This is a genomic window from Amycolatopsis sp. NPDC054798, assembly GCF_053611505.1.
On sequence record NZ_JBSHAM010000029.1, the window covers coordinates 61,980 to 85,273 of the forward strand.

26 protein-coding genes and 1 riboswitch are annotated in these 23,294 nt (G+C 68.8%); of the genes, 12 read left to right on the plus strand and 14 right to left on the minus strand.

Translation table 11 applies throughout. The annotated features are described in order from the left end of the window. The first annotated feature begins 50 nt into the window (after positions 1-50). Both ACWGIC_RS19630 and pssA read left to right on the plus strand, forming a co-directional pair. Positions 51-764, plus strand: a complete 714-nt coding sequence (locus tag ACWGIC_RS19630; protein WP_452077367.1) for a phosphatidylserine decarboxylase — start codon at positions 51-53, stop codon at positions 762-764. A gap of 2 nt (positions 765-766) precedes the next feature. Next, entirely contained in the window at positions 767-1,741 is a 975-nt protein-coding gene (gene pssA, locus ACWGIC_RS19635; RefSeq protein WP_452077368.1) for a CDP-diacylglycerol--serine O-phosphatidyltransferase, read from the plus strand. Positions 1,742-1,743: 2 nt separating this feature from the next. On the opposite strand, the gene ACWGIC_RS19640 is transcribed toward pssA, so the two are convergent. Continuing rightward, a complete protein-coding gene (locus tag ACWGIC_RS19640; RefSeq protein WP_452077369.1) occupies positions 1,744-2,103 on the minus strand; it encodes a TetR/AcrR family transcriptional regulator C-terminal domain-containing protein in 360 nt (119 codons plus the stop codon). A 6-nt stretch (positions 2,104-2,109) separates the two neighbouring features. Between ACWGIC_RS19640 and ACWGIC_RS19645 the strand changes: the two genes are divergently transcribed. Together ACWGIC_RS19645 and ACWGIC_RS19650 are read left to right on the plus strand one after the other, a co-directional pair. Next, positions 2,110-2,430 (plus strand): hypothetical protein, encoded by a 321-nt coding sequence (locus tag ACWGIC_RS19645; protein ID WP_452077370.1) that lies wholly within the window; start codon positions 2,110-2,112, stop codon positions 2,428-2,430. A gap of 236 nt (positions 2,431-2,666) precedes the next feature. Next, positions 2,667-4,958 carry an AAA family ATPase gene (locus ACWGIC_RS19650; RefSeq protein WP_452077371.1) on the plus strand — a complete coding sequence of 764 codons (2,292 nt, stop codon included), beginning with the start codon at positions 2,667-2,669 and terminating at the stop codon, positions 4,956-4,958. 478 nt (positions 4,959-5,436) lie between these two features. Here ACWGIC_RS19650 and ACWGIC_RS19655 read toward each other — a convergent pair whose 3' ends face one another. Both ACWGIC_RS19655 and ACWGIC_RS19660 read right to left on the minus strand, forming a co-directional pair. After that, positions 5,437-6,105: a LytR C-terminal domain-containing protein gene (locus ACWGIC_RS19655; protein ID WP_452077372.1), complete on the minus strand. Its 669-nt coding sequence runs from the start codon at positions 6,103-6,105 to the stop codon at positions 5,437-5,439. Then, on the minus strand, positions 6,102-6,410 hold the full coding sequence (locus tag ACWGIC_RS19660; RefSeq protein ID WP_067579729.1) for a DUF3263 domain-containing protein: 309 nt from the start codon (positions 6,408-6,410) through the stop codon (positions 6,102-6,104). The genes ACWGIC_RS19655 and ACWGIC_RS19660 overlap by 4 nt, the downstream gene beginning before the upstream one ends. A gap of 139 nt (positions 6,411-6,549) precedes the next feature. On the opposite strand from ACWGIC_RS19660, the gene ACWGIC_RS19665 reads away from it, so the two are divergent. The 4 genes from ACWGIC_RS19665 to ACWGIC_RS19680 all read left to right on the plus strand — a co-directional run bounded on the left by ACWGIC_RS19665 (position 6,550) and on the right by ACWGIC_RS19680 (position 10,233). Further along, the gene (locus ACWGIC_RS19665; RefSeq protein ID WP_452077373.1) at positions 6,550-7,116 is read left to right on the plus strand and encodes a peptide deformylase; all 567 of its coding nucleotides are present in this window, start codon (positions 6,550-6,552) and stop codon (positions 7,114-7,116) included. 432 nt (positions 7,117-7,548) lie between these two features. After that, a complete protein-coding gene (gene thiC, locus ACWGIC_RS19670) occupies positions 7,549-9,192 on the plus strand; it encodes a phosphomethylpyrimidine synthase ThiC (protein WP_452077374.1) in 1,644 nt (547 codons plus the stop codon). Further along, positions 9,189-10,013, plus strand: a complete 825-nt coding sequence (gene thiD / locus ACWGIC_RS19675; protein ID WP_452077375.1) for a bifunctional hydroxymethylpyrimidine kinase/phosphomethylpyrimidine kinase — start codon at positions 9,189-9,191, stop codon at positions 10,011-10,013. Before thiC ends, thiD (ACWGIC_RS19675) begins: the two co-directional genes overlap by 4 nt. A gap of 16 nt (positions 10,014-10,029) precedes the next feature. Further along, complete coding sequence (locus ACWGIC_RS19680) at positions 10,030-10,233, plus strand: hypothetical protein (protein WP_452077376.1); 204 nt, start codon at positions 10,030-10,032, stop codon at positions 10,231-10,233. On the opposite strand, the gene ACWGIC_RS19685 is transcribed toward ACWGIC_RS19680, so the two are convergent. Then, complete coding sequence (locus ACWGIC_RS19685) at positions 10,230-11,237, minus strand: phosphatidylinositol-specific phospholipase C domain-containing protein (RefSeq protein WP_452077377.1); 1,008 nt, start codon at positions 11,235-11,237, stop codon at positions 10,230-10,232. The genes ACWGIC_RS19680 and ACWGIC_RS19685 overlap by 4 nt on opposite strands. A gap of 112 nt (positions 11,238-11,349) precedes the next feature. On the opposite strand from ACWGIC_RS19685, the gene thiD (ACWGIC_RS19690) reads away from it, so the two are divergent. Beyond that, positions 11,350-12,183, plus strand: coding sequence for a bifunctional hydroxymethylpyrimidine kinase/phosphomethylpyrimidine kinase (thiD, locus tag ACWGIC_RS19690; RefSeq protein ID WP_452077378.1), 834 nt, complete (start codon positions 11,350-11,352; stop codon positions 12,181-12,183). Here the strand turns inward: thiD (ACWGIC_RS19690) and ACWGIC_RS19695 are convergent. Next, a complete protein-coding gene (locus tag ACWGIC_RS19695) occupies positions 12,180-12,611 on the minus strand; it encodes a MarR family winged helix-turn-helix transcriptional regulator (RefSeq protein WP_452077379.1) in 432 nt (143 codons plus the stop codon). The two genes, thiD (ACWGIC_RS19690) and ACWGIC_RS19695, sit on opposite strands and share 4 nt — an antisense overlap. Positions 12,612-12,754: 143 nt before the next feature. Next, complete coding sequence (locus ACWGIC_RS19700) at positions 12,755-13,378, minus strand: TetR/AcrR family transcriptional regulator (protein WP_452077380.1); 624 nt, start codon at positions 13,376-13,378, stop codon at positions 12,755-12,757. 57 nt (positions 13,379-13,435) lie between these two features. On the opposite strand from ACWGIC_RS19700, the gene ACWGIC_RS19705 reads away from it, so the two are divergent. After that, on the plus strand, positions 13,436-14,380 hold the full coding sequence (locus tag ACWGIC_RS19705; RefSeq protein ID WP_452077381.1) for an NAD(P)-dependent alcohol dehydrogenase: 945 nt from the start codon (positions 13,436-13,438) through the stop codon (positions 14,378-14,380). A gap of 43 nt (positions 14,381-14,423) precedes the next feature. Here ACWGIC_RS19705 and thiG read toward each other — a convergent pair whose 3' ends face one another. From thiG to thiO, 3 genes are all read right to left on the minus strand, one after another. Beyond that, positions 14,424-15,176: a thiazole synthase gene (gene thiG / locus ACWGIC_RS19710; protein ID WP_452077382.1), complete on the minus strand. Its 753-nt coding sequence runs from the start codon at positions 15,174-15,176 to the stop codon at positions 14,424-14,426. A 2-nt stretch (positions 15,177-15,178) separates the two neighbouring features. After that, positions 15,179-15,379, minus strand: a complete 201-nt coding sequence (thiS, locus tag ACWGIC_RS19715) for a sulfur carrier protein ThiS (protein WP_009084038.1) — start codon at positions 15,377-15,379, stop codon at positions 15,179-15,181. Then, entirely contained in the window at positions 15,379-16,467 is a 1,089-nt protein-coding gene (thiO, locus tag ACWGIC_RS19720; protein ID WP_452077383.1) for a glycine oxidase ThiO, read from the minus strand. The genes thiS and thiO overlap by 1 nt, the downstream gene beginning before the upstream one ends. Next, positions 16,464-16,569, minus strand: a riboswitch (TPP riboswitch). It overlaps the preceding gene by 4 nt. 30 nt (positions 16,570-16,599) lie before the next feature. Between thiO and thiE the strand changes: the two genes are divergently transcribed. Then, positions 16,600-17,271 (plus strand): thiamine phosphate synthase, encoded by a 672-nt coding sequence (gene thiE, locus ACWGIC_RS19725; protein ID WP_452077384.1) that lies wholly within the window; start codon positions 16,600-16,602, stop codon positions 17,269-17,271. 387 nt (positions 17,272-17,658) lie between these two features. On the opposite strand, the gene ACWGIC_RS19730 is transcribed toward thiE, so the two are convergent. Beyond that, complete coding sequence (locus tag ACWGIC_RS19730) at positions 17,659-18,237, minus strand: PaaI family thioesterase (RefSeq protein ID WP_452077385.1); 579 nt, start codon at positions 18,235-18,237, stop codon at positions 17,659-17,661. Between the two features lie 204 nt (positions 18,238-18,441). Between ACWGIC_RS19730 and ACWGIC_RS19735 the strand changes: the two genes are divergently transcribed. Further along, a complete protein-coding gene (locus tag ACWGIC_RS19735) occupies positions 18,442-19,800 on the plus strand; it encodes an MFS transporter (RefSeq protein WP_452077386.1) in 1,359 nt (452 codons plus the stop codon). A 353-nt stretch (positions 19,801-20,153) separates the two neighbouring features. Here the strand turns inward: ACWGIC_RS19735 and ACWGIC_RS19740 are convergent, their stop codons facing one another. The 4 genes from ACWGIC_RS19740 to ACWGIC_RS19755 form a co-directional block, all read right to left on the minus strand. Next, positions 20,154-20,657 (minus strand): hypothetical protein, encoded by a 504-nt coding sequence (locus tag ACWGIC_RS19740; RefSeq protein ID WP_452077387.1) that lies wholly within the window; start codon positions 20,655-20,657, stop codon positions 20,154-20,156. Positions 20,658-20,662: 5 nt separating this feature from the next. After that, complete coding sequence (locus tag ACWGIC_RS19745) at positions 20,663-21,208, minus strand: SigE family RNA polymerase sigma factor (RefSeq protein WP_452077388.1); 546 nt, start codon at positions 21,206-21,208, stop codon at positions 20,663-20,665. A 7-nt stretch (positions 21,209-21,215) separates the two neighbouring features. Further along, positions 21,216-21,515, minus strand: a complete 300-nt coding sequence (locus ACWGIC_RS19750) for a hypothetical protein (RefSeq protein ID WP_452077389.1) — start codon at positions 21,513-21,515, stop codon at positions 21,216-21,218. Positions 21,516-21,717: 202 nt separating this feature from the next. Continuing rightward, on the minus strand, positions 21,718-22,926 hold the full coding sequence (locus ACWGIC_RS19755) for a L,D-transpeptidase (protein ID WP_452077390.1): 1,209 nt from the start codon (positions 22,924-22,926) through the stop codon (positions 21,718-21,720). Positions 22,927-23,294 lie beyond the last annotated feature (368 nt).

The following is a 23,294-nucleotide window of genomic DNA, read 5'->3' on the forward strand; positions in this document are numbered from 1 at the left end:
CCAAATCGGACCCTTACACCGACCGAGACGAACAGCGGGGAACTCGACCCATGAGCGGCCAGCCCACCGGTAACCCCCTCGCGCACGCTGTCCAGCTGGCCCGCGAGACGTTCCCGCCGATGCATCCGGCGGGACGGCCGTTCCTCCTCGGCGGCCTCGCCGCGACGTTCGTGCTGCGCCGGTTCTCCAAGCGTCTCGGTGTGGTCGGCGCGCTCGCCACCGCGGGCATGACGGCGTTCTTCCGCGAGCCGAAGCGCGTGCCCCCGCTGCGGGACAACGTCGCGATCTCGGCCGCCGACGGCACCGTCTCGCTCATCGAGGAAGCGGTTCCGCCCGCCGAACTCGGCCTGCCCGCCGAGCCGCGGATGCGGGTGAGCGTGTTCCTGTCGGTCTACGACGTGCACGTCCAGCGCACGCCGGCGACGGGAGTGATCTCGAAGGTGGCCTACAAACCGGGCAAGTTCCTTTCCGCGGACCTCGACAAGGCGAGCGAGGTCAACGAGCGCAACTCGCTGGTGCTGCACACGGCCGACGGCCACGAGCTCGTCGTCGTGCAGATCGCCGGGCTGGTCGCGCGCCGCATCCGGTGCGACGTCCGCGAGGGCGACAAGGTGGCCGCTGGCGAGACCTACGGCATCATCCGCTTCGGCTCGCGCGTCGACACTTATCTGCCGCCGGGCAGCCGGGTCGTGGTGGCCAAGGGCCAGCGCACCGTCGGCGGCGAAACCGTGCTCGCCGAACTTCCTGTGCAGGGAGAAAGCTGACCATGGTCCGCGTGACCACCCCGGGCGTCCGGCTGCTGCCGAACGCGATCACCGTGCTCGCGCTCTGCGCCGGTCTGTCCTCGGTGCAGTTCGCCCTCACCGGCAACTACGCCATGGCGATCGCCTCGATCGGCATCGCCGCCGTGCTCGACAGCCTCGACGGCCGCATCGCCCGTCTGCTCGACGCGACTTCCAAAATGGGAGCCGAACTCGACTCGCTGTCCGACGGCATTTCGTTCGGCGTCGCGCCGGCGCTGGTGCTCTACATCTGGCAGTCGCACGGCGACCGCATCGGCTGGGTCGCGTCGCTGATCTTCGCGGTCTGCATGATCCTGCGGCTCGCCCGCTTCAACACGCTGCTCGACGACACCGACCAGCCGCCGTACGCCGCCGAGTTTTTCGTCGGCGTGCCCGCACCGGCCGGTGGCCTGGTCGCGATGCTGCCGCTGATCGCCACGCTGCAGTGGGGCGAGGGCTGGTGGTCGGAGCAGTACGTGGTGCTGGTGTGGACCATCGCGGTCGCCGCGCTGTTGATCAGCCGCATCCCGACGCTGTCGCTGAAGACCGCGAAGGCCCCGGCGAAGGCGATCGCGCCGCTGCTGGTGGGCGTCGGCCTGCTGGCCGCCGCGATCATCGTGTTCCCGCTGGCGGCGCTGGCGGTCGCACTGGTGCTGTACCTGCTGCACATCCCGTACGCGGTCTACCGGCACCGCTGGCTCGCCGCGCACCCGGAGGCATGGGAAGTGCCGCCGAGGGAGCGCCGCGCGATCCGCCGCGCACGCAGCCACCGACGGCTGCGGTTGCGCCCCGCCTCCGGCCGGGTCGCCGGTGCGGCGATGCGCGCGGTGCGGTTGCCGCGGACGAATTCGGACCTGGTGCGAAGCCGGAATCTGCGCGATCGGGACCACAGCTCGGCTACGTCCGGGCCCAGCCAGCGGCGCCGCAGCTGGCGCCGGATCGGCATTCGGCGCCGCTAGCTTCAGGCCTTCCGCGTTCCCAGTGCGGATACCCACACGTCCAGCTGCGTCCGGAAATCCTGGCGGCAATCAGCGTCGGTCAGCACTGGCAGCAAGCGGTGCAGGTTCGGTGTTTCGCTGGGCGTCGCCATGCGGCGGAACCAGTCGTCGACCGGCTCAGCGCGCTCTGCCCGCGCCCCGGCCAGACCGGTTTCCTCGGTAAGCACGGCACCGAACGCGAGTCCGGTCAGCGAGCGGTACGCGCGCACGGTTCCGGTGTCGTCCAGTCCGGCGTCCAGCAGGGCACCGAGCATGCTGTCGATCACCTTCAAGGCCCCCGGAGAACGCGGGTTGGCCTCCTCCGCGACCAGGGTCCGCAGCACCGCCGGATGCTGCCGGAACTGCTCGTAGAGCCCTTGGGCCAGCCCACGGATCCGGACACCGCCGAACTGTCGGCGTACTACGGCTCGATCTACCCGGCGATCTGGAGCTCCCAGCTCGCCCTTCGCACGCACGGACTGGCCAGCTCGCTGTGCAGCTACCACCTCGGCGGCAGGGAGGCGGACGTCGCGCGGATCCTCGGCCGTCCCGACGACGTCGTGCAGATCGGCCTGCTCGCGGTGGCGTATTCGACCCAGCGTGAGTTCTCCCCCGCTGCCCGTCCGGCGGTGGAGGACATCCTTTACTTCGACGGCTGGGCGAAGCGGTAGCTCAGGCGGCGAAGACTGCGCGAACCACAGACTCGTCTCCGTCGATCTCGAAAGAGCACGCGGCCCGCCTGGGCCTGGCCGGTCAACGGCGATCCCTGCTTCGAAGCATTCGGCCGCCTCGCCGGCGGACCCCCGCTCCGCTTCCTGGCCCGGCGGCTCAACGTCGTCGTCAAAGCGTTCCTCACGCGGCCTTTCGTTCGCGCATAACCGCCCACCGGTTCATTAGGGTGAGCAGCGTGAGCGATCCGCAGATCACCCTGACCGTCCGGCACACGCCGTCCGCGCTCGACGCGCGGCGGGGAGTCGTCCGGCTGCACCCGGAAGTGCTCGACGCGCTCGGCCTGCGGGCCTGGGACGCCGTGCACCTCACCGGCGCGCGGCGCAGTGCCGCCTTGGCCGCGCCCGCCGCGGAGGAAGCGACGCCGGGTGTCGTGTTGACCGATGACGTCACCATGTCGAACCTTGGCGTCGCCGAGGGCGGCGAGGTGGTCGTCGCGCCTGCGGAGGTCACCGCTGCCCGCACGGTCACCGTGTCCGGGTCCAGGCTGGCGTCGGTTTCGGTGTCGCCGCAGACGTTGCGGCTCGCGCTCACCGGCAAGGTGCTGACCCGCGGCGACGCGGTTTCCCTGTTGCCGCAAGACCTCGCGCCCGCGCCGGGCTCGGACGTCGCCGCCGTGCGCGGGCAGTTGTCCCGCGTGATCGGGGCGACCTGGACCAACGAACTGCTGACCGTCACGGCTACCGAACCGGCCGGAGCAGTCGTCGTTGGACCGTCCACTGTGGTCAGCTGGCGGGACGGCGCGCGCACTGGCGCGCCGACCAGCAGCGAACCGCCGGTGCGCTCCGCGACCGCGCTCGTCCGCACCACCGCCGTTACCGCGGCCGAGGACTACCTCGAAGCGGAGATCGTCGAGGAGGTCGTCACCGAGGCGCGCGAGGAAGAGCTGGACGATCCGGTGCCGGTCGCCGATCTGGTCGGGGCCGAGAGCGCGGCGCGCAAGCTGGCCGAGTGGTTCGACCTGGCGTTTCACCGGCCGGAACTGCTCGCCAAACTGGGCACTTCGGCGCATCTGGGCGTGCTGCTGTCGGGGCCGGAAGGCGTCGGCAAGGCGACGCTGGTGCGATCGGTAGCCGCTGCGGAAAAGGTGCGCGTGGTGTCGGTGACCGCGCCGAATATCGCGGTGCTGGAACCGAATGCGGCGCACCGTTCTCTGCGCGAGGCCATCGACCGGGTCGCGGACGGCGACGGTCCAGGCGTGCTGTTGATCAATGACATCGACGCGCTGCTCCCAGCCACGCAGCCGCCGCCGGTGGCGACGGTGGTGCTGGAGGAATTGCGCGCCGCGCTGCGCCGGGACGGACTGGCTGTGGTGGCCACGACCGCGCGAGCCGAGTCGGTGGACCCGCGGCTGCGCGGAGCCGACCTGCTCGACCGCGAGCTGGGCGTGCCGCTGCCGGAGGCGAAAACGCGGGTCGAACTGCTGCGGATCCTGCTCCGCGACGTACCGGTCGAATCCGGTGCCGACCTTGGCGTGCTCGCCGAGCGGACCCCCGGATTCGTCGCCGCCGACCTGCTCGCCCTTCGCCGGGACGCGGCGTTGCGGGCCGCGCTGCGCCAGCGCGACGTCGAGGAACCCAAGATCTCCCAGCAGGACCTGCTCGACGCTCTGGCCACCGTCCGGCCGATCTCGCTGTCCACTTCGGACAACCTGGCCACCGGAGGCCTGACCCTGGACGACGTCGGCAACATGACGTCGGTCAAGGAGGCGCTCACCGAAACCGTGCTGTGGCCGCTGCGCTACCCGGACTCGTTCGCCCGGCTCGGCATCGAACCGCCGCGCGGCGTGCTGCTGTACGGCCCGCCCGGCGGCGGCAAGACGTTCCTCGTCCGGGCGCTCGCCGGCACCGGCGCGCTCAACGTGTTCGCGATCAAGGGCGCGGAACTGCTGGACAAATGGGTCGGCGAGTCGGAACGCGCGGTGCGCGACCTCTTCCGCCGGGCCGCCGACGCCGCCCCGTCGCTGATCTTCCTCGACGAGATCGACGCGCTCGCCCCGCGCCGAGGCCAGTCGTCCGACTCCGGCGTGGCCGACCGCGTGGTTGCCGCGCTCCTCACCGAACTGGACGGCGTGGAGCCGATGCGCGAGGTCGTCGTGCTGGGCGCGACGAACCGGCCCGAACTGGTCGACCCGGCTTTGCTGCGTCCCGGCCGCTTGGAGCGGCGGATCTACGTGCCGCCGCCGGACGCCGAATCCCGCGCCGCGATCCTCTCCGCGACGGCCAAGCACACCCCGCTGGCGTCCGATGTGGACCTCGCGGCCACCGCGGAAGCGCTGGAGGGCTACTCGGCCGCCGACTGCGCCGCGCTGATCCGGGAAGCGGCGCTGACCGCGATGCGCGAGTCGCTGGAGGCGCGCGAGGTGACCGCGGCGCATCTGGAGAAGGCACGGGAGGCTGTGCGGCCGTCGCTGGATGCTGCGCAGCTGGCGACGCTGGAGGCTTACGCGCAGGCGCAGCAGGAACGTTGAGGTGGTGAGTGCTGGTGCCGGTTTTCGCCGGGGGCCAGCACTCACGACATCCCGCCACCCCGCACCAGGCACACCTAGCTTGTGCCGGGTGGCGTGGCTGGGAGGTCCGTGAGGGTCCCCTTGAGGGAATCTGATTCCCTCAAGGGGGCCCTCACGGACGTTCGACGTCGCGGACCGCCGAGCACTGCACCCGCTTGCGGAGAAAAGCCCCAATGTGGCATTGGGTGCATGCCACGCACCCAATGTGGCGTTCGGTGCGTCAGACGCACCCAATGCCACATTGGGGCGCGCTGAGCCGGGACAGTGCTCCGGCGGCCGATCGGCAACGACTCGCCACGCGACCTGCCTGTTGAGTCCCGGGCATACCGAGTCGTCCGCTGCTCCGAAAGCGGAGGCCGAGCGGAAAGCGAACCAGCTGGGCAATGCCCGGGCACACATGACAAAGCCCGCGCCGTAGCGCGGGCTGTCATAAGACCGGTCAGCTGCCCTTGTGTCCGGGCTGGTAGTCCTTCGTGATGATCACTATCACGCCAGGGCTGGAGTTCTGGATGCCCTCGAACCGGGGCTGAGCCTGGAAGCCGAACTCCTTGGCCAGCTGCTTCGCGGCGGCTTCCTCGTCGGTGCCCGGCCGGAAGTAGGCCGTGGTCGTCGGGATGACGCCGTCCGCGTAGTTGCCGACCTCGGCGACGTTCCAGCCCGAACCGCGGAAATCGGCGGCGGCCTGTTCGGCGAGGTGCTTGATCAGCGAGTTGTTGTAGACCCGCAGGGTGACCCATTTGTTCGAGGCCTGCTGGTCCGGACCCGCCTGGCCCGGCTGCCCTGGCTGCTGGCCCGGCTGGCCGCCGGGCTGCCCGGGCTGGCCAGGTTGGCTCGATGCCGGAGCCGACGACGCGGCGGACGAGGACGCCGGTGCCGACGAGGCGGGCGAAGACGGAGTGGAGCTGGGTGCCGCCGAGGACGACTGCTGCGGCGCGGACGACGATCCGCCGGGCGCGGTAGGCTCGCCGGACGTGCTCGGTCCGGCGTTCTGGTCGCCGCCGGTGTTGAGCACGGTGACCCCGCCGATGACGGCGGCGACCACCGCGACCCCGATCAGCGCGACCCCCGCGGCCTTCAACGGCCGGGACAGTCCCGAGAAAACGCTCATGACAGCTCGATCCCCAACCGCCGGGCCCCGCGTTTGCGCTGACGGGCGGCGCGCGTTTTGCGCAGCCGCTTGACCAGCATCGGATCGGCCGCGACGGCCTCCGGCTTGGCCAGCAGCGTGTTCAACAACTGGTAGTAACGGGTCGAGGACAGCCCGAAGCGCTCCCGGATGGCGTTCTCCTTCGCCCCGGCGTGGCGCCACCACTGCCGCTCGAACGCGAGGATGTCCAGTTCACGTTCGGTAAGGCCACCGACATTTTCCGGCGGCGACGGCTGGTCTCCAGCCATCGACTCCGCGGCGTCCATGCGGTCCTCGCAATCGGTGTCGGCAGTCCTTCCGCGGGCGTCATTGAACCACGGAACCCATGCTCGACATGGGCATCCGACACGGCGCGTCACGGTCCGATCCAGGTGTACCAGAAGGGTCCGACTAAACTCGGCGTCCGTGACCGTCCACCCCATCTGCATCGCCGGCGAACCCGTGCTGCACCAGCCCACGCGCGAGATCACCGAGTTCGACGACAAGCTGGCCACCCTCGTCGAGGACATGTTCGAAACCATGTACGCGGCCGAGGGCGTGGGCCTCGCGGCCAACCAGATCGGGCTCGATCTGCGGGTGTTCGTATACGACTGCCCGGACGATGAGGGCGTCGAGCACAAGGGCGTGGTGGTCAACCCGAAGCTGGAGACCTCCGAGATCCCGGAGACCATGCCGGACCCGGACGACGACTGGGAGGGCTGCCTGTCCGCCCCCGGCGAGTCGTACCCGACCGGGCGCGCCAAATGGGCGAAGGTGACCGGCTTCGACGTCGAGGGCAAACCGATCGAGGTCGAGGGCACCGGCTACTTCGCGCGCTGCCTCCAGCATGAGACCGATCACCTAGACGGCTTCATCTATCTGGACCGCCTCGTCGGCCGCCACGCACGCGCGGCGAAGAAGATGCTGAAGAAGAACAAGTGGGGCGTGCCCGGCCTGACCTGGCTGCCCCCCAAAGACCCCGCGGACGCCTAACCCGCTCCGCGCCCTCCCAGCCCCCTCGACCACACCCCGCGCCACCCAGACCCAGACTTCTCGCCCCCCCGAGACCGCCCCACTCACTGCCCCCCGAGACCCGCCCCGCCCACTGGACCGAAACCCGAGATCGCGCTGGTTTCTGGACTGAGCGATTTCGACGGCCCCCCGGGCCGGCGAAATCGGGAGGGAAGAAACCAGCTCCCCGGCGATCTCGGCGCCGCGGCGGAGCCGCGGCAATCAAACACTGCGGCAGGGTTGTGCCAACCCGAGGCGCCATGGCATCGTCGGACAAGCAACCTCAACCGAATGCAACGCGGGAGCTCGCGCCTTGGCGGGCTGAGAGGGTGACTGGTGTCCATCTCGCGGGCACCCGGCGTCACCGACCGCATGAACCTGACCGGGTAATGCCGGCGTAGGGAGTGAACGTCGTTGACGACGCTGGAAAACCAGGGTGCCATCACGCCGTCCGTCACCACCGGGCCGATCACTGGCTCGCGGAAGGTCTATCACCGCACCGAATCCGGATTGCGGGTTCCGGCGCGGCGGATCGACCTGTCGAACGGGGAGCACTTCGACGTGTACGACACGTCCGGGCCCTACACCGACCCGGACGCGAACATCGATGTCCACAATGGACTTCACCCGCTCCGTTCCGGCTGGGCTGACGGGCGGGAGCACAACACTCAGCTCGGCTGGGCCAAAGCCGGGGTGATCACCCGGGAAATGGAGTTCATCGCCGCGCGCGAACGCTGTACTCCGGAGTTCGTGCGGGACGAGGTCGCCCGTGGGCGCGCGGTGATTCCGGTCAACCGCAAGCATCCGGAGACCGAGCCGATGATCATCGGCAAGAACTTCCTGGTGAAGATCAACGCCAACATGGGGAACTCGGCCGTCTGGTCCTCTGTGGAGGAAGAGGTCGACAAGATGGTGTGGGCCACTCGCTGGGGCGCCGACACGATCATGGACCTCTCCACCGGCAAGCGGATTCACGAAACGCGCGAGTGGATCGTGCGCAACTCGCCGGTCCCGGTCGGCACCGTGCCGATCTATCAGGCGCTGGAAAAGGTCAACGGGGAGCCGGAAAAGCTCACCTGGGAGATCTACCGCGACACTGTGCTCGAGCAGTGCGAGCAGGGCGTCGACTACATGACGGTGCATGCCGGCGTACTGCTGCGCTACATCCCGCTCACCGCGCGCCGGGTCACCGGCATCGTCAGCCGCGGCGGGTCGATCATGGCCGCCTGGTGTCTCGCGCACCACCAGGAATCCTTCCTGTACACGCATTTCTCCGAGCTGTGCGAGATCCTGCGCGAGTACGACGTCACGTTCTCCCTCGGCGACGGTCTCCGTCCCGGCTCGATCGCGGACGCCAACGACCGCGCCCAGTTCGCCGAGCTGGAAACCCTCGGCGAACTGACGCACATCGCGCGCGAGCACGACGTGCAGGTGATGATCGAGGGCCCCGGCCACGTGCCGATGCACAAGATCAAGGAAAACGTCGAGCTGGAGGAAAAGCTCACCGGCGAGGCTCCGTTCTACACGCTCGGCCCGCTCGCCACGGACATCGCGCCTGCCTACGACCACATCACCTCGGCGATCGGTGCGGCGCAGATCGGCTGGTACGGCACGGCGATGCTGTGCTACGTCACGCCGAAGGAGCACCTCGGGCTGCCCAACCGCGACGACGTGAAGACCGGCGTGATCACCTACAAGATCGCCGCGCACGCCGCCGATCTCGCCAAGGGCCACCAGTACGCGCAGGACTGGGACGACGAATTGTCCAAGGCCCGCTTCGAATTCCGGTGGAACGACCAGTTCAACCTGTCGCTCGACCCGGACACCGCGCGGTCCTTCCACGACGAGACGCTGCCCGCCGAACCGGCGAAGACCGCGCATTTCTGCTCCATGTGCGGGCCGAAGTTCTGCTCGATGCGGATCACCCAGGACGTGCGCAAGTACGCCGAGGAGCACGGTCTGTCCTCTGTGGAGGCGATCGAGGCGGGCATGGCCGAGAAGTCCGCGGAGTTTTCCGAGCAGGGCAACAAGGTCTACCTCCCCGTGGTCAACCAGTGACAGTCACTCCTCGCACCGCCCTCACCATCGCCGGGTCCGATTCCGGCGGTGGTGCGGGCGTGCAGGCGGACCTGCGCACGTTCTTCGCCAACGGCGTGCACGGCCTGGTCGCGCTCACCGCGGTCACCGTGCAGAATTCGCTTGGCGTGCAAGGATTCTCCGAGATCCCGGTCGACGTCGTCACCGCGCAGATCAAAGCGGTCGCCGAGGACATGGGCGTCAACGCGGCGAAGACCGGCATGCTCGCCACCGCGGACATCATTCAGGCGGTAGCGAAAACACTGGACGAAGTCCACATTGGACGCACCACGGACACGCCGTTCGTGGTCGACCCGGTGGCCGCGTCGATGACCGGCCACGCATTGCTGCGCGAGGAAGCACTGGAAGCGATCCGGACGGAATTGTTCCCGCGCGCCACGCTCATCACGCCGAATCTCGACGAGGTCCGGCTGCTGACCGGCGTCACGGTCACCGATGCCACAAGCCAGCGCGCGGCGGCAGAAGCGTTGCTGGAGTTCGGTTCCCAGTGGGTCCTGGTCAAGGGCGGACACCTCTACGACGCCGCGGATTGCGTCGATCTGCTCACCGACGGCTCCGCGGTGATCGAATTGAGCGGACCGCGCATCGACACCGAAAACACCCACGGCGGCGGCGACACCATGGCGTCGGCGATCACCTCGTCGCTCGCGAAGGGCGCGGACGTGCCCACCGCGGTCGCGGAGGCGAAACGGTTCATCGAGCGCTGCGTCCTGGAGGCGTATCCGCTCGGTGCCGGGGTCGGCCCGGTCTCCCCGTTCTGGCGGCTCGCGAACCCGCAGTGAATGCGACACTGGCCGGATGAGCGAGACACCGGAAGCGTTGTGGGCGAGGCTGCCGCTTGAGGTGCAGCACGAGGTCGACGGCCTGGTTGCCGAGCACCGCACCGCTTCGGCGGTCAAAACGATCCGCAAATCGGGCGTCACACCCCGGCCGGGGATCGCCGAAGCGCAAGCGGTGTACGAATACCGGATGGCCGTGCTGAAACCGCCGCCGCGGTTTTAGCCGCGCGAATCCACCGTCGGCAGCACGGTCGTGAGGCCGGTCCAGTCGGACGTCACCACGGAAGCGTGCTGCTTAGCCAGTTCGGCCACCCGCTGAGTCGCCTGCTCGACGGTCGGGTTGTGGTCGTCGATGGCGGGCGCGACGTTCTGCGCGTCCGTCATCACCACGTAGTAGTGGTTTTCGTCGTACCAGGACATTCCGGCCTTCGCGAGCCATTCGCTCGCGTCTCCGTCGAAAACGACAAACCACGGTTTCTGCTCCGCGGAGTATTTGTCGCGCGGGTCGCCGCCCGCGGCACCGTGCACGGTCGGGAAGATCTGTACCGCGTTCAGTTTTCCGGCAGCTTTCTGCGCCAGCAGATAGCCGGCGTACTCGACATCGGCGTGCAGCGTGTCGGTCGGATTCCCCTCTTCTACGGTGCCGGGGATGATCTCGGTGAGCACCTTGCCCCGCAACGCGTCCAGCGTCGGCCAATTGTCCGCTTTGGACGCTTCGTCGAGCGTGGCGTGACTGCCGAGAAGGTCGGCGGGCTTGAACACCGCGTCGCCGAGATGGTCGCGGAACGCGGCATCCAGCTGGGCCGGGCCGAGGCCGGTATTCGCCGAGAAACCGGTCTTCATTTCGATCTTCAGGGTGAGGGGCCCGTGCCCGGGATGCGCGCCGAGCCAGATCCGGATGTCGTCCAGGCAGGATTCGAGGTCCTTGTTCGTCCCGCCGGAGTAAAGGTCGGCAGCCGAACGCGCGTCGACGCAGTTGTTGCTGTTGCCCAGCGGGTTGGAGTGGCTGACCTTCCACTCGTGGGTGAAGAAGTCCGGCCACACGTCGAATTCCAGCAGGGACGAGCCGTTGTCCAGCGCCTGCGCGAGGTACGGGTACGCGGCCGGATCGTAGGTGTTGTGCACGCCGACCGTGGTCACGTGCGAGAGCTTCGGGCTGTCCGCGTGCGCCACCCCCGGCACGGCCAGCGCGGACAGGAGGAGAAGACCGGCCGCGGCGAGCTTCACAGATGTCTCCTTCGTCAGGAGGACCAGCACGGACGTTTACTGTGCCATCGTGGTGGACTGTGAATGAAGCACCATTGCCTCAATGGACCAGACCAGAAGTCGGAACGCGCACATGACAGAGAACCCGAGCCCGCCCTCCGCGCTCACCATCGCCGGATCCGATTCCGGCGGGGCCGCCGGGCTGCAGGCGGACCTGCGGACCTTCCTCACCTGCGGGGTGCACGGACTGGTCGCGGTCACCGCGGTCACCGTCCAGAACACCCTCGGCGTGCACGACCGCGCCGATCTGCCGCCGCACATCGTGGCAGGGCAGATCGAGGCGGTCGCCGCCGACATGGGCGTCGGCGCGGCGAAAACCGGCATGCTCGCGTCCGCGGAGATCATCCACGCGGTCGCGGCGGCCTGCGACAAGGCCGGGATCGGGCGGGACGGCGCGATTCCGTTCGTGGTCGACCCGGTGGCCGCGGCGATGACCGGGCAGTCGCTGTTCGACGACAACGGCCTCGCCGCGCTGCGCGACGAGCTGCTGCCGTGCGCCACCGTGCTCACGCCGAATCTGGACGAGGTGCGGCTGCTCACCGGCATGACCGTGACCGACCGCGAAGGCATGCACACCGCGGCCGTCGTACTGCACCAGCTCGGCCCGAAGTACGTGCTGGTGAAGAGCGGCCACCTGCAGTCCGACCCGGAGTGCGTCGACCTGCTCTTCGACGGTTCGACGTTCGTGGAGCTGCCCGGCCCGCGCTGGCAGACCCCGCACACGCACGGCGCCGGCGACACCATGGCGTCCGCGCTGACCGCCGGGCTGGCCAAGGGCATGCCGGTGGTGGAAGCGGCGCGCTACGGCAAATGGTTCGTCTCGCAGGCCGTCGAACACTCGTACCCGATGGGCGCGAAAGTCGGCCCGGTGTCGGCGTTCTGGCGGCTGGCCCCGGAGGAGCGCTAGCCCTCGTCGGAGATCAGGGCTTCCAGCGCGGGCAGCGCGGCGATGATCGACTCGCGTGCCTCGGGCGTGAGCCGGTCGAGGCGGCGGTTGAGCTCCTGCACGCGGGTGGACCGCACGCCGGAGATGAGGCGTTCGCCTTCCTCGGTGGCGCGGGCGAGCCAGGCGCGCCGGTCGACCGGGTCGGACTCGCGCGTGACGTAACCGGCCTCCACCAGCGTGGCCACGATCCGCGACATCGTGGCCGCCGCGACGCCTTCCTTCGCGGCGAGGTCGCCGAGGCGCAGCTCGCCGAAGTGGACGAGCGTGGCCAGCGCCGAGATCGACCCGTGCCCGGGTCCGGGCGCGCCCGCCTGGCGCAGCGAGCGGGAAAGCCGCCCCACCGCTAGGTACAACCGGCCCGTTACGTCCTGGACCGAGGAAAGAGTCACGATCGGCTCCTCCTGACGCTGGTGCCCGCCGCTGGGTGCGCCGGAAAGGGTGCCGTCAACCATACGGCGTGCCCGTGCTCAGTCCGCGTCAAGCGCGGGCGAAATCACCATCACCCGGTAATTTGTGCAGCCTGGCCGCCCGATTAGAGCACCGACACGTCGAGCGGAAGCTTCGCGGGCGGCGGCAGCGGTGCGGCCGTCTCCGCGCGAAAGGACTGCAGCAGGTATCCCGCGAGCCGCCGCGACGCCGCCGGTGCCGCGGTTCCCGCGCCAGACCGCAGTCCACCGTTGGCCAGCAAGATCAATGACAGGTCGGAAACCGCGAAGTCGGCCCGCAGCGCACCGGCCTCCTTCGCCCGGCGGATCAGCTCGGTGAACGCCTGCAGCGCGCGATCGCGCAACTGGCCGAAAGCAGCCTGATCCGGCAGTGCGGTCACGATCGCGGCGGAGAAACCGTGATTGCGCGCCTGCATCGCGCACATCTCCTCGATCACCCGGCAGAACCCGCGCCACGGGTCGGGGTCGGCGAGCGCCTCGTCGAGCATGCCCGCGCATTCGGCCATCGGCTCGGCGAAGGCTTCGGCGACCAGGTCGGCCTTGGTCGGGAAATGGCGGTACACCGTGGCGACGCCGAGGCCCGCCCGGCGCGCCAGCTCGCTCATCGACACGTCCAGGCCCTCGGACTCGAAGGTGCGCTCGGCGACTTCGAGAATGTGCGCGCGATTGTGGGCGGCGTCAGTGCGCAACTGAGTCGATTTTTCCGGCACTCTCTCACTTTACGCCAAACGGAAGACCCTTTCCATTTTCCGTGCTAGAAGTGGAACATGCCTTCCACTTCGATGCGTGCCATCGTCTACGACCGCTACGGACCGCCGGAAGTCCTGCACGAAGCGAATGTCCCGAAACCGGTGCCCCGCCCCGGCGAAGTCCTCGTCCGGGTGCGCGCGGTATCGGTCAACGGCGGCGAACTCGCGATGCGGTCCGGGAAGCTGCTTCCGTTCAGCGGCAAGCGTTTTCCCAAACGGATCGGCGTGGACCTGGTCGGCGAGGTCGTGGAACCCGGGACGAGCCGGTTCGCTGCCGGCGACCTCGTCTGGGCCTGTGGGAGGCGGATGGGCACCGCCGCCGAGTACCACGCGATGGCCGCCGATCGGCTGGACCACGTGCCAGCCGGGCTGGATCCCGCGTCGGCGGCGTCGCTGCTGGCGGGGAGCACCGCGATCACCGCGCTGCGCGACAAAGCCCATCTGAAGCCCGGCGAACGCCTGCTGATTCGTGGCGCGACCGGCGGGGTCGGGTTCGTGGCCACGCAGCTCGGCAAGGCGATGGGCGCGCACGTGACCGGGCTGACCAGCGCCAAGAACCTAGAGCTGGCAAGGGAACTCGGCGCGGACGTCGCGCTCGACTACCGTGATCCGGGCGAGCTGGGAAAGTTCGACGTCATCCTCGACACCGTCGGGCGTGACCTCGACGCGTTCCGGCGGCTGCTGACCCCGAGCGGGCGGATGGTCTCGATCGCGTTCGACCTCGACCGTCCGGCCCGCACGGTCGGCTATATCGCGGCGAACTCGTTGCGTCCCGCCCGCTGGGTGCGGGCGTTCAGCGGGAATCCCCAGGCTGATTTGCTCGCTGAGCTCGGCCGGTGGGTGAACGCCGGGTTGGTGCGGCCGTTGGTGGACCGGGTGTTTCCATTGGCGGAGACAGCGAGGGCGCATCGGGTGCTGGAGGAAGGCGGGGTGCGCGGCAAGGTGGTGGTCGAGGTCTCGTGAGTGTTTATGCCGGTTAGAACCGGCATTGCCACTCACGAGAACCCTAGCGAGGCGGACTCGACGCCTGCGCCCAAAACCGCTGCGGCACCCGCCCCGCCCCACGCGCCAGATACCCCGCCTCCACCGCGCTCCGCATCGCCAGCGCCATCCGTTCCGGATCCGCCGCCCGGGTGACCGCCGTCGACAGAAGCACCGCGGAGCAGCCGAGTTCCATCGCCAGCGTCGCGTCCGAAGCCGTGCCGATCCCGGCGTCCAGCACGATCGGCACCGACGCGCGCGAGACGATCAGCTCGATGTTGTGCGGGTTCCGGATGCCCAGCCCGGTGCCGATCGGCGCGCCGAGCGGCATCACCGCGGCGCAACCCGCCTCCTCGAGGCGAAGGGCGAGCACCGGGTCGTCGTTGGTGTAGGCGAACACCGTGAAACCGTCCGACACCAGGCGTTCGGCCGCTTCGAGAGTCTCCAGCGGATCGGGCAGCAGGGTGCGGTCGTCGGCGTGCACCTCGAGTTTGATCAGGTTCGTTTCCAGCGCCTCGCGGGCCAGCTGGGCGGTGAGCACGGCTTCGGCCGCCGTCCGGCAGCCCGCGGTGTTGGGCAGCAGCTCGATGTCCAAGCGCCGCAACAGTTCCAGCACGCCGGAGCCGCCCTCGGCGTCGGCGCGGCGCATCGCCACGGTGGTGAGCTGGGTGCCGGACGCGACCAGCGCTCGTTCCAGCACTTCGAGATTCGCCGCGCCACCGGTGCCGATGATCAAGCGCGACGACAGCTTGTGTTCGCCGATGATCAGGTCGTCCATGCTCAACCTCCTTGAACCGCGGTCAGCACTTCGAGCTGCGCGCCCTTCGGCACGACCGCTTCTTCCCATTCGCCACGCCGCACGACCACGCCGTTGACCGCGACGGCCACGCCGCGGCGTTCCGCTCCCAGCGCGTCGAGGACCGCGGAAACGGTGCTGTCGTCGGGGAATTCCCGCCACTCCCCGTTGACCTTGATCTCCATCAGACTCGCTCCTTCTCGACCAGACGGGCGGGCGTCGCCGCCTCGACCTCCGGCGGCGGGGCTTCGCCAGCCAGCCAGGCGACCACGGCGTCCGCAGTCGCGGGCGCCATCAGCAAACCGTTGCGGTGATGTCCTGTCGCCGCGTACACGCCTTCGTTCACTTCGCCGATGTACGGCAAGGCGTCACGACTCGCGGCACGCAGTCCGGCGGCGACTTCCACCAGCTCGTACTCCGTGATGCCGGGCAGGATCCGTTCCGCGCCTTCCAGAAGCTCGCGTACGCCGCGCGCGGTGACGGCCTGGTCGAAACCGGCTTCGTACTGCGTCGCGCCAAGGACCAGTTCGCCGTTTTCTCGCGGTACCAGATAGATCGGCCGTCCTTCGACCATCGCGCGCACTGTGTACGGCGGAGGCGGCAGACAGCCGCGACGCGGACGCAGCCGCAGGATCTCGCCCTTGAGCGGGCGTACTGCGTGCTCCAGCAACGGATGCAGCTGACCGGTCCACGCCCCGGCGGCAAGGACCACCGGCCCGGACACTTCGGAGAGATCTTGGAGCCGTTCACGACGGAACTCGACCCCACGCTTCGTAGCCGCTTCGCTCAGCGCTGTGAGCAGTTTTCGGTTGTCCACGGCTAAATCGCCCGGCACGTGCAGGCCGCTGCGCACGGCACCGACGCCCGGCGCGAGCCGCCGCGCTTCGCGCCCGGTGAGCGTTTCGACGTCGCGGCCCAGCGAACGCAGGTACCCGGCGAGGATGTCGAGGTGCCCGGCGTCGGCGCTGTCGAACCCGACGACGATCGTGCCGTGCTCGGCCAGCCCCGGATCGGTGCCCTCGGCGGCGAGGTCCCGTGCGAAACCCGGCCAGTGCCGCAGGGACGCTTCCCCCAGGCTGAGCACGGCTTCCTCGCCCGGCCACGCCTCGGTGACCGGGGCGAGCATCCCGCCGGCCAGCCAGGACGCGCCGCCCTGCACGGGATCCGGGTCGACCACGGTGACGCGCCATCCACGAGCGGCCGCGCGCCAGGCCGCGGACAGCCCGATGACGCCGCCGCCGACGACAGTGACGGTTGTGGTGCTGGTGTTCACAGTGGAATCACGCTCCCTGCGCCGGCATGACCCGGATCAGGTTCCACGGTCGGAGCGGCAGCTCCCTCTCAGCCCGTGCCTCGGGCTCCCGTGCGGACTCCCACACCGTAGCGCGCGGGTAACGTCACCGCCATGCCTGCCTTGACCGGAGACCAAATTCGCGCCCGGCTCGCCGATGCCCGGCTGTACTTGTGCACCGACGCCCGTGCTTCCCGTGGGGACCTCGCTGAGTTCGCTGACGCCGCGTTGGCGGGCGGGGTCGACATCGTGCAGCTGCGGGACAAGACCGGGGGCGCGCCGTTGGAGGCCAAGCAGGAGATCGCGGCGCTGGAGGTGCTGGCGGAGGCCTGTGCGCGGCATGGGGCGTTGCTGTCGGTGAACGACCGGGCGGATGTAGCGCTGGGGGTGGGGGCGGATGTGTTGCATTTGGGGCAGGACGATATTCCGGTCAGCCTTGCGCGGAGGGTGCTTGGGGATGAGGTGGTGATCGGGAGGTCCACCCATTCGGAGGAGCAGGCTGCGGCGGCGGCTGTGGAGGACGGGGTGGATTACTTCTGTACCGGGCCTTGCTGGCCTACGCCTACTAAGCCTGGGCGGTTTGCGCCTGGGTTGGGGTTGGTTCGGGCTGCTGCGGGGATGGGGACGGAGCGGGCTTGGTTCGCGATTGGGGGGATTGATCTCGAGCGGATGGGGGAGGTGATGGAGGCGGGGGCGTCTCGGGTTGTGGTGGTTCGGGCGATTACTGAGGCGGAGGATCCTCGGGCTGCTGCGGAGGGGTTGAGGGGGAGGCTGCTCGTCGCCTGACGGCGACATCGCGCCTCGTTCGTGAGGGGGCACCCCGAAGCTGATTGTGATGACGGTTCGAGGGGGCTTGTCAAGGCGGGAAAGATGCCTTGACAAGCCCCCTCGAACCGCATTTGGGCTTCGTATCGGGGTGCAGGGCCGGGTGTGTCTGCCTGGGGTGCGTGGGGGTTGTCGGCGGTGGTTTGGTGGTGGGTGGGGCTTGCGCCCCAATGTGGCATTGGGTGCATCCCACGCACCCAATGTGGCGTTCGGTGCGTCTGACGCACCCAATGTGGCATTGGGTGCGTCGTGGTCGGTGCGGCCGGGCGGGGCGGCCGTGAAGGGGAACCTGGAGGAATCTGGGGGCGTGAAGGGGGCCTCACGGGCCGTGGCTCAGCCTGGCCTGGGTCAGGGGTTGATGTCCCACTCGCGTTTGTTGCGGCGGTGCTGCTCGGCTAGCTTTTCCAGCGCCTGAGGGTCGCCGTGGGTGCTGAAGTGTTCGAAGCCCACCGCGATGAACACCGCCCGCGCGTTGACCGCTACTGGGCCGTCCGCGGAGTCCAGATGGCCGTCGGCGCTCACGTAGATCTTCCGGCCTGCGATCCCGTCCAGCCGGGCCTTGATGTACAGGGTGGACCCGACCGGTACTGGGCGGCGGAAGTCGGTCTCGAGTTTGCCGGTCACTGCGGGGCGGTGCAGCAGGTTTCCGACTGTCGAGCCCAGTGCCTCGTCGAAGGCGCAGGCCAGTAACCCGCCGTGAGCTAGACCGGGGGCGCCCTGGTGGGCGGCGGTCACGGTGAACTTCGAGTGCACCGTGTAGTCCTCGCCGATGGCTGAGCGCAGGTGCAGGCCGTCGTCGACCTCGTCGCCGCAGCCGAAGCACTCGGCGAAGTGGGCGCCCAGTTCGGTGCCGGGCGCGGGGGCTTTCGGGTGGATCTCCGGCGGCTCCACCGGCACTGGCGGCCACGGGCCGGAAACAGGACTCATGGGACGACGTTAACCCGGCGGAAGGACCCGCTGGCACCCACCCTGACCGGCGAGGCCGCGTTTCCTGCGCACAGGGTAGTCGGAAAATTCCGCACGGTAGAAATTTCGTGACTCACCCTGCCAGCTCACGTCAACGGGTCAAGACTGGGGAAATGTGCTCCAACGGATGGACCGGGACGTGTGCAGGAGGAGGTCACCGCCGGGATGAGTGAGCCAAAGACGGGGAAACCCGAGGTCGATCAGAGAACAGTCAAACGCGCGGTGATCGCGTCCGCGATGGGGAATGCGACCGAGTGGTACGACTACGGCGTATTCACCTCGGGCGCGATCGCGACCAGTATCGGAACACTGTTCTTCCCCGGCGAGGGCAACGCGGTGCTGAAATCGCTTGCCCTGCTGGCAGTCGGCTTCATCGTTCGGCCGTTCGGTGGGGCCTTCTTCGGCCCATTGGGGGACAAGCTCGGCAGGCAGAAGGTTCTCGCTCTCACCATTCTGCTGATGTCCGGCTGTACCTTCCTGGTCGGTGTGCTGCCGACCTACTCGGGCAGTTACAGCATGGGCATCGCGGCACCGATCGCGATCTTGCTGCTGCGGCTCATTCAGGGCTTCTCGACCGGCGGCGAGTACGGCGGCGCGGCGACGTTCATCGCCGAATACGCGCCGACCAAACGGCGCGGCTTCTTCGGTTCGTTCCTGGAGATGGGCACGCTGGCCGGTTACGTGCTCGGCAACTCGGTCGTGCTGATCACCTTCCTGTCGCTGTCGACCGAACAGTTCAACTCGTGGGGCTGGCGGATTCCGTTCTTCATCGCGCTTCCGATCGGTGCGATCGGGCTGTACCTGCGGTCGAAGCTCGAGGACACGCCGGAGTTCCGCAGGCTCGAGGCAGCGGGCGAAAAGGCGGAGAAGGCTCCGCTCAAGGAGACCATCCAGCGCAACTGGCGCATGATCCTGAACCTGATCGGGATCGTGCTGCTGCTGAACATCGCCGACTACATGCTGCTCACGACGATGCCGACCTACTTCACCAACACCCTGCACATCGGCGACACCGAGTCCAGCCTGATCGTCATCGGGGTGGAAATCGTGCAGTTCTCGCTGCTGATTCCACTGGGCGCGCTGTCCGACCGGATCGGCCGGAAGCCCTTGCTGCTCACCGCGGCCATCGGGTTCATCGTGCTGAGCTGGCCCAGCATCAAGCTGATGCAGAGCGGCAGCCTGCTGTGGCTGGTCGTCGGCTTCCTGGTCGTGGCGATCCTGCTGGCGCTGATGCTGGCGGTCATCGGGTCGACGTTCCCGGCGATGTTCCCGACGCGCGTGCGTTACGGCTCGTTCGCCATCGGGTACAACATCTCGACGTCGCTGTTCGGCGGTACCTGCGGCGTGATCGTCACCGCGCTGATCGACGGCACCGGCAACGCGGACTGGCCCGCGTACTACTTGATCATCGCCGCGCTCATCGCGCTGGTCCCGATCATCAAGATCCCGGAGACGTCACAGGTGCCGATCGAGCAGATCGACACCGCGGACACCGGCGGCGACCTCGCCGGAGCCCGCAAGTGAGCAGCTGAGCCAACGCGAAAACCGCCCTCCGTCCACTAAGGACAGAGGGCGGTTTTCGTTTTCAAGCTCAGCTGTTCTGCGTCGCCTCGATCGCCTGCGGAGCGAAGCGCTTACGGGCCCAAGCTGCCAGGCCACCGGCGACCACTACGGCGACAACGGTTTCGATCATCAGTGCGACGAGCACCATGGTGCTTCCTCCTCGGGTTCTCGGGCCGGCCAATGGTGTGCCGGCTGAGCGACGGGTTCGACGGCCGCTCCGGCCGCCACTGAGAACATCGCCCCGAAAGCCTGGGATATTTCGTCGAAAACCCACTGAATCCGGTGACGTGCGCCACTCTTGCCGCGAAAGCGTTTCAGCCGGAGGTCCGGCTGGGTAACGCCGGGCTTCCCGCAGGTGAATCCGTAGCCACGGGGGACCGGTCGCTAGTGGTCGGATACGCCCGCGGCGGCGCCGACGCACGGGACGTACCCGGACGCGGAACGGTCTGCCGCTCCGTCGGAGGTTCCTTGCCCGGCGAACCAGGGCTCACCTGCGCGCCGGGCGCGGGGGCATCCGACGGACCCGAGGGGGTCTTCATCGGCCCGGCCGGAGCGGACGGGGTGGGCGAGACGGTGGCGAGACCCGGCCCGGCGGGCATGACCGGCGGCGGTTCGGTCCCGCGGCCGCCGACCGCGAGACCGGCCACCACGAGCACCGCGACCGTCGCGGCGGAGCTGCCCGCGACCGCCCAGCGTTTGCGCTTCCGGCGGACGGCGGCTCCGCGCACGATCACGTCCGCGGCGTCGATCTGCATGGGCGGTCCGTCCGGTGCCCGCGCGAACAAGGCGCGTACGGCTTCGTCTTCGTCGGAAACCATCTCGTTCACCTCCCTCCAGAGACAGGCAGTGCCTCGAAATGCGGGCCCAGCCGGGCCCGCAGGGTGGCCAGACCGCGCGCGGCCTGGCTTTTCACCGTGCCGGTCCGGCAGCCGAGCGCCGCGGCGGTTTCTTCGACGGACAAGTCCTCGAAGTACCGCAGCACCAGCACCGCGCGCTGGCGCGGGGCCAACGCGGCGAGTGCCTGCTGGATCAGCTGGTCGTGCTCAGTCTCGGCGACCGGAGCCGGTACGTCAGGTGGTGCGTCGGTGAGCCGCTCCCGTTTCCAGCGGCTGCGGCGGTTTTCCGCGAGGAAAGTGCGCAGCACGATTTTGCGCGCGTAAGCGTCGAGCGCGTCGTGCCGGGCCAGCCGCGGCCAGGCGAGGTACAGCTTGAGCAGCGCGGCCTGTGCGAGATCCTCGGCCCGATGCCAATCCCCGCAAAGCAGGTAGGCAGTGGACCGCAGGCTGTGCGCGCGCTCGCCGAAGTACCGGGCGTACTCGCCGTCCCACGGCGAGCTCTGCCCGGACGCCGGACTGGAGCGGGAGGGCACCGGGCGATCAGCCCCAGACCGAGGGCAGGTTCAGGTCGCCGGTCGGGCCCGCGGGCACGGCGGTCGGGACGCGCTTGCCCGTCTTGGCCGGCTTGCCCGGAGCGGCGACCTTCGGCGCGCCAGGGGCGGCCGTCGTCTGGCGGTCCGTGGGAGCCGGAGCGGCCGTGGGGGCGCCGGGCTGGTCGGTCCTCTGCGGAGCCGGCTGCGACACCGACGGCGGGGCGTCGGCGAAAGCGACCGCGCCGCCGGTCACCGCGCCTCCGGCGAGCAGCAGGGTGCCGATGGCGAGAGCGAAGCGAACACGCACGAGTTTCCTCCTGGTTCCAAGAGCGCCGGGTGGCGCTTCTCTGCTCTAGTCATGCCGTCGGCGGTCGCCGGGGTTGCATCGGATTTTTTTCTTTTCCGGCCGGGACAAGCGAACGGCCGGGAGCGTTCGAACGCTCCCGGCCGCCCGGTGGTGCTTGCTCAGATTGTCCGGCTGGTCAGTCTTGTCAGCCTGGTCAGTCTTGTCAGGCGGACAACGCCGACAGCTTGGTCCACGACGCCCAGTCGTAGGTCCAGTCGTTGTAGTCGCCGTCCTTCGGGCCCAGCTGCTGGGTGCTGCCGGAGATCTCCACCGGATCGCCGGGAAGGACGCTGTCGTAGTAGATCTTCGCGTTCGCCGGCGAGAGGTTGAGGCAGCCGTGCGAGATGTTCTTCTTGCCCTGCGCCCAGATCGACCCCGCGAGACCGTGGATGAACTCGCCGTTGTTGGAGATCCGGACCGCCCACGGCACGTTCACGTCGGTGTAGTTGTAGCGCGGGTTGCTCATCGAGTACGTCGCGTGCCTCGACATCACCACGTGCGTGCCGCTGTGCGTGACCCGGCCCGGGTCGGAGTCGAGGCCGTAGCTCACCGGGAAGTCCATGACCTGCTGGCCGTCGCGGATGACCTGCATGGTGTGTTCCTGGGTGTTGCCCTTGACGATCTGCGAGCGGCCGATGGTGAAGCTCGCCGAGACGTCCTGCTTGCCGTAGACGCCGTCGCCCATCGAAACGCCGTAGATGTTGGCCGAGACGACGACCTTCGTGTTCGGCTTGAAGTACTCCTTCGGCCGCCAGTGCACCGAAGTGTCGCCGTTGAGCCACGCCCACGCGCCCTCGGTCTTCGGCGTGGTCTCCACCGACAACGCGCGCTCGACGGAGGCCTTGTCCTTGACCGCGCTCGGGAACGTGAGCGCGATCGGCATCGCGATGCCGTAGGTCTGCCCGTCGCCGACGTTCAGGCTGCCCTGCATCTGCCTGCGCGGCTTGACCGTGGTGAACGAGCCGTTGATCTGGACCGGTTTGCCGTCCTCGCCGGTGGCCTGGCCGGACCAGGTGTAGGTCTTGCCGTAGCCGAGGTCTTCGGTGCTGCTCCAGCTCTTCTTGTCTGGAGTCTGTTGCCCCTGCACCTGTTTGCCGTCCGCGTTGGTGAGCGTGACGGCCCCGATGGTGCCGTTGGCGATCGTCACCTTCGCCGGTGCGCCCGGCGCCACGTCGCCCGCTCCGGAAGCCGGCGTGAGCGTCACGGCCGCCGGTTTCACAGGCGTGGCCGGCGCCTCGGTAGGCCCACCGCCCGCGGTCCCGCCCGCGTTCACGCTCGACCCGCCGCTGCTGCACGCCCCGAGCGTGAGCGCGGCGATCAAGCCCAGCACCGCGACGCCGGCCCGGCGGCGTGCGAAGTGTCGGATTGTCACACCGATCCCCAATCTCCCCTTGGTACCCCGAACACCCAGACGTCCCGACCTGCCGTCGCGTTCACCGGAAACGGGGTGACCAGCATCACACTGCACCGAGTGACCATTACGGAAGCGGTTCGAACGACCGCGCACTGTGCATCGCCGAAGTGCGCTGGGTGTACTGGATCAGAGTAGCTTCGGGGTCCGACAGCGCTGCGTAGGCAGCGATACGACGTTCCGGTGATGCGCGCACGTCGGAACCGATCCTTGCGATCAACGGGGTTCAGATTTGGTGAGATCCCGGTAGGCTGCTGACCAGGCCGTCGTTTTGCGTGTTCGTGGCTTCACACTCGCGGAACTTCTGACGCGAGCCGTGGGGCCCGAAA

Bases quoted from the DNA above. Each gene is read 5' to 3' on its own strand.
- ACWGIC_RS19630 (WP_452077367.1), top strand. From the start codon at position 51: ATGAGCGGCCAGCCCACCGGTAACCCCCTCGCGCACGCTGTCCAGCTG.
- pssA (WP_452077368.1), top strand. From the start codon at position 767: ATGGTCCGCGTGACCACCCCGGGCGTCCGGCTGCTGCCGAACGCGATC.
- ACWGIC_RS19645 (WP_452077370.1), top strand. From the start codon at position 2,110: ATGCTGCCGGAACTGCTCGTAGAGCCCTTGGGCCAGCCCACGGATCCG.
- ACWGIC_RS19655 (WP_452077372.1), bottom strand. From the start codon at position 6,105: ATGAGCGTTTTCTCGGGACTGTCCCGGCCGTTGAAGGCCGCGGGGGTC.
- ACWGIC_RS19660 (WP_067579729.1), bottom strand. From the start codon at position 6,410: ATGGACGCCGCGGAGTCGATGGCTGGAGACCAGCCGTCGCCGCCGGAA.
- ACWGIC_RS19680 (WP_452077376.1), top strand. From the start codon at position 10,030: ATGAGCGAGACACCGGAAGCGTTGTGGGCGAGGCTGCCGCTTGAGGTG.
- thiD (WP_452077378.1), top strand. From the start codon at position 11,350: ATGACAGAGAACCCGAGCCCGCCCTCCGCGCTCACCATCGCCGGATCC.
- ACWGIC_RS19705 (WP_452077381.1), top strand. From the start codon at position 13,436: ATGCCTTCCACTTCGATGCGTGCCATCGTCTACGACCGCTACGGACCG.
- thiG (WP_452077382.1), bottom strand. From the start codon at position 15,176: ATGGACGACCTGATCATCGGCGAACACAAGCTGTCGTCGCGCTTGATC.
- thiS (WP_009084038.1), bottom strand. From the start codon at position 15,379: ATGGAGATCAAGGTCAACGGGGAGTGGCGGGAATTCCCCGACGACAGC.
- thiE (WP_452077384.1), top strand. From the start codon at position 16,600: ATGCCTGCCTTGACCGGAGACCAAATTCGCGCCCGGCTCGCCGATGCC.
- ACWGIC_RS19730 (WP_452077385.1), bottom strand. From the start codon at position 18,237: ATGAGTCCTGTTTCCGGCCCGTGGCCGCCAGTGCCGGTGGAGCCGCCG.
- ACWGIC_RS19735 (WP_452077386.1), top strand. From the start codon at position 18,442: ATGAGTGAGCCAAAGACGGGGAAACCCGAGGTCGATCAGAGAACAGTC.
- ACWGIC_RS19740 (WP_452077387.1), bottom strand. From the start codon at position 20,657: ATGGTTTCCGACGAAGACGAAGCCGTACGCGCCTTGTTCGCGCGGGCA.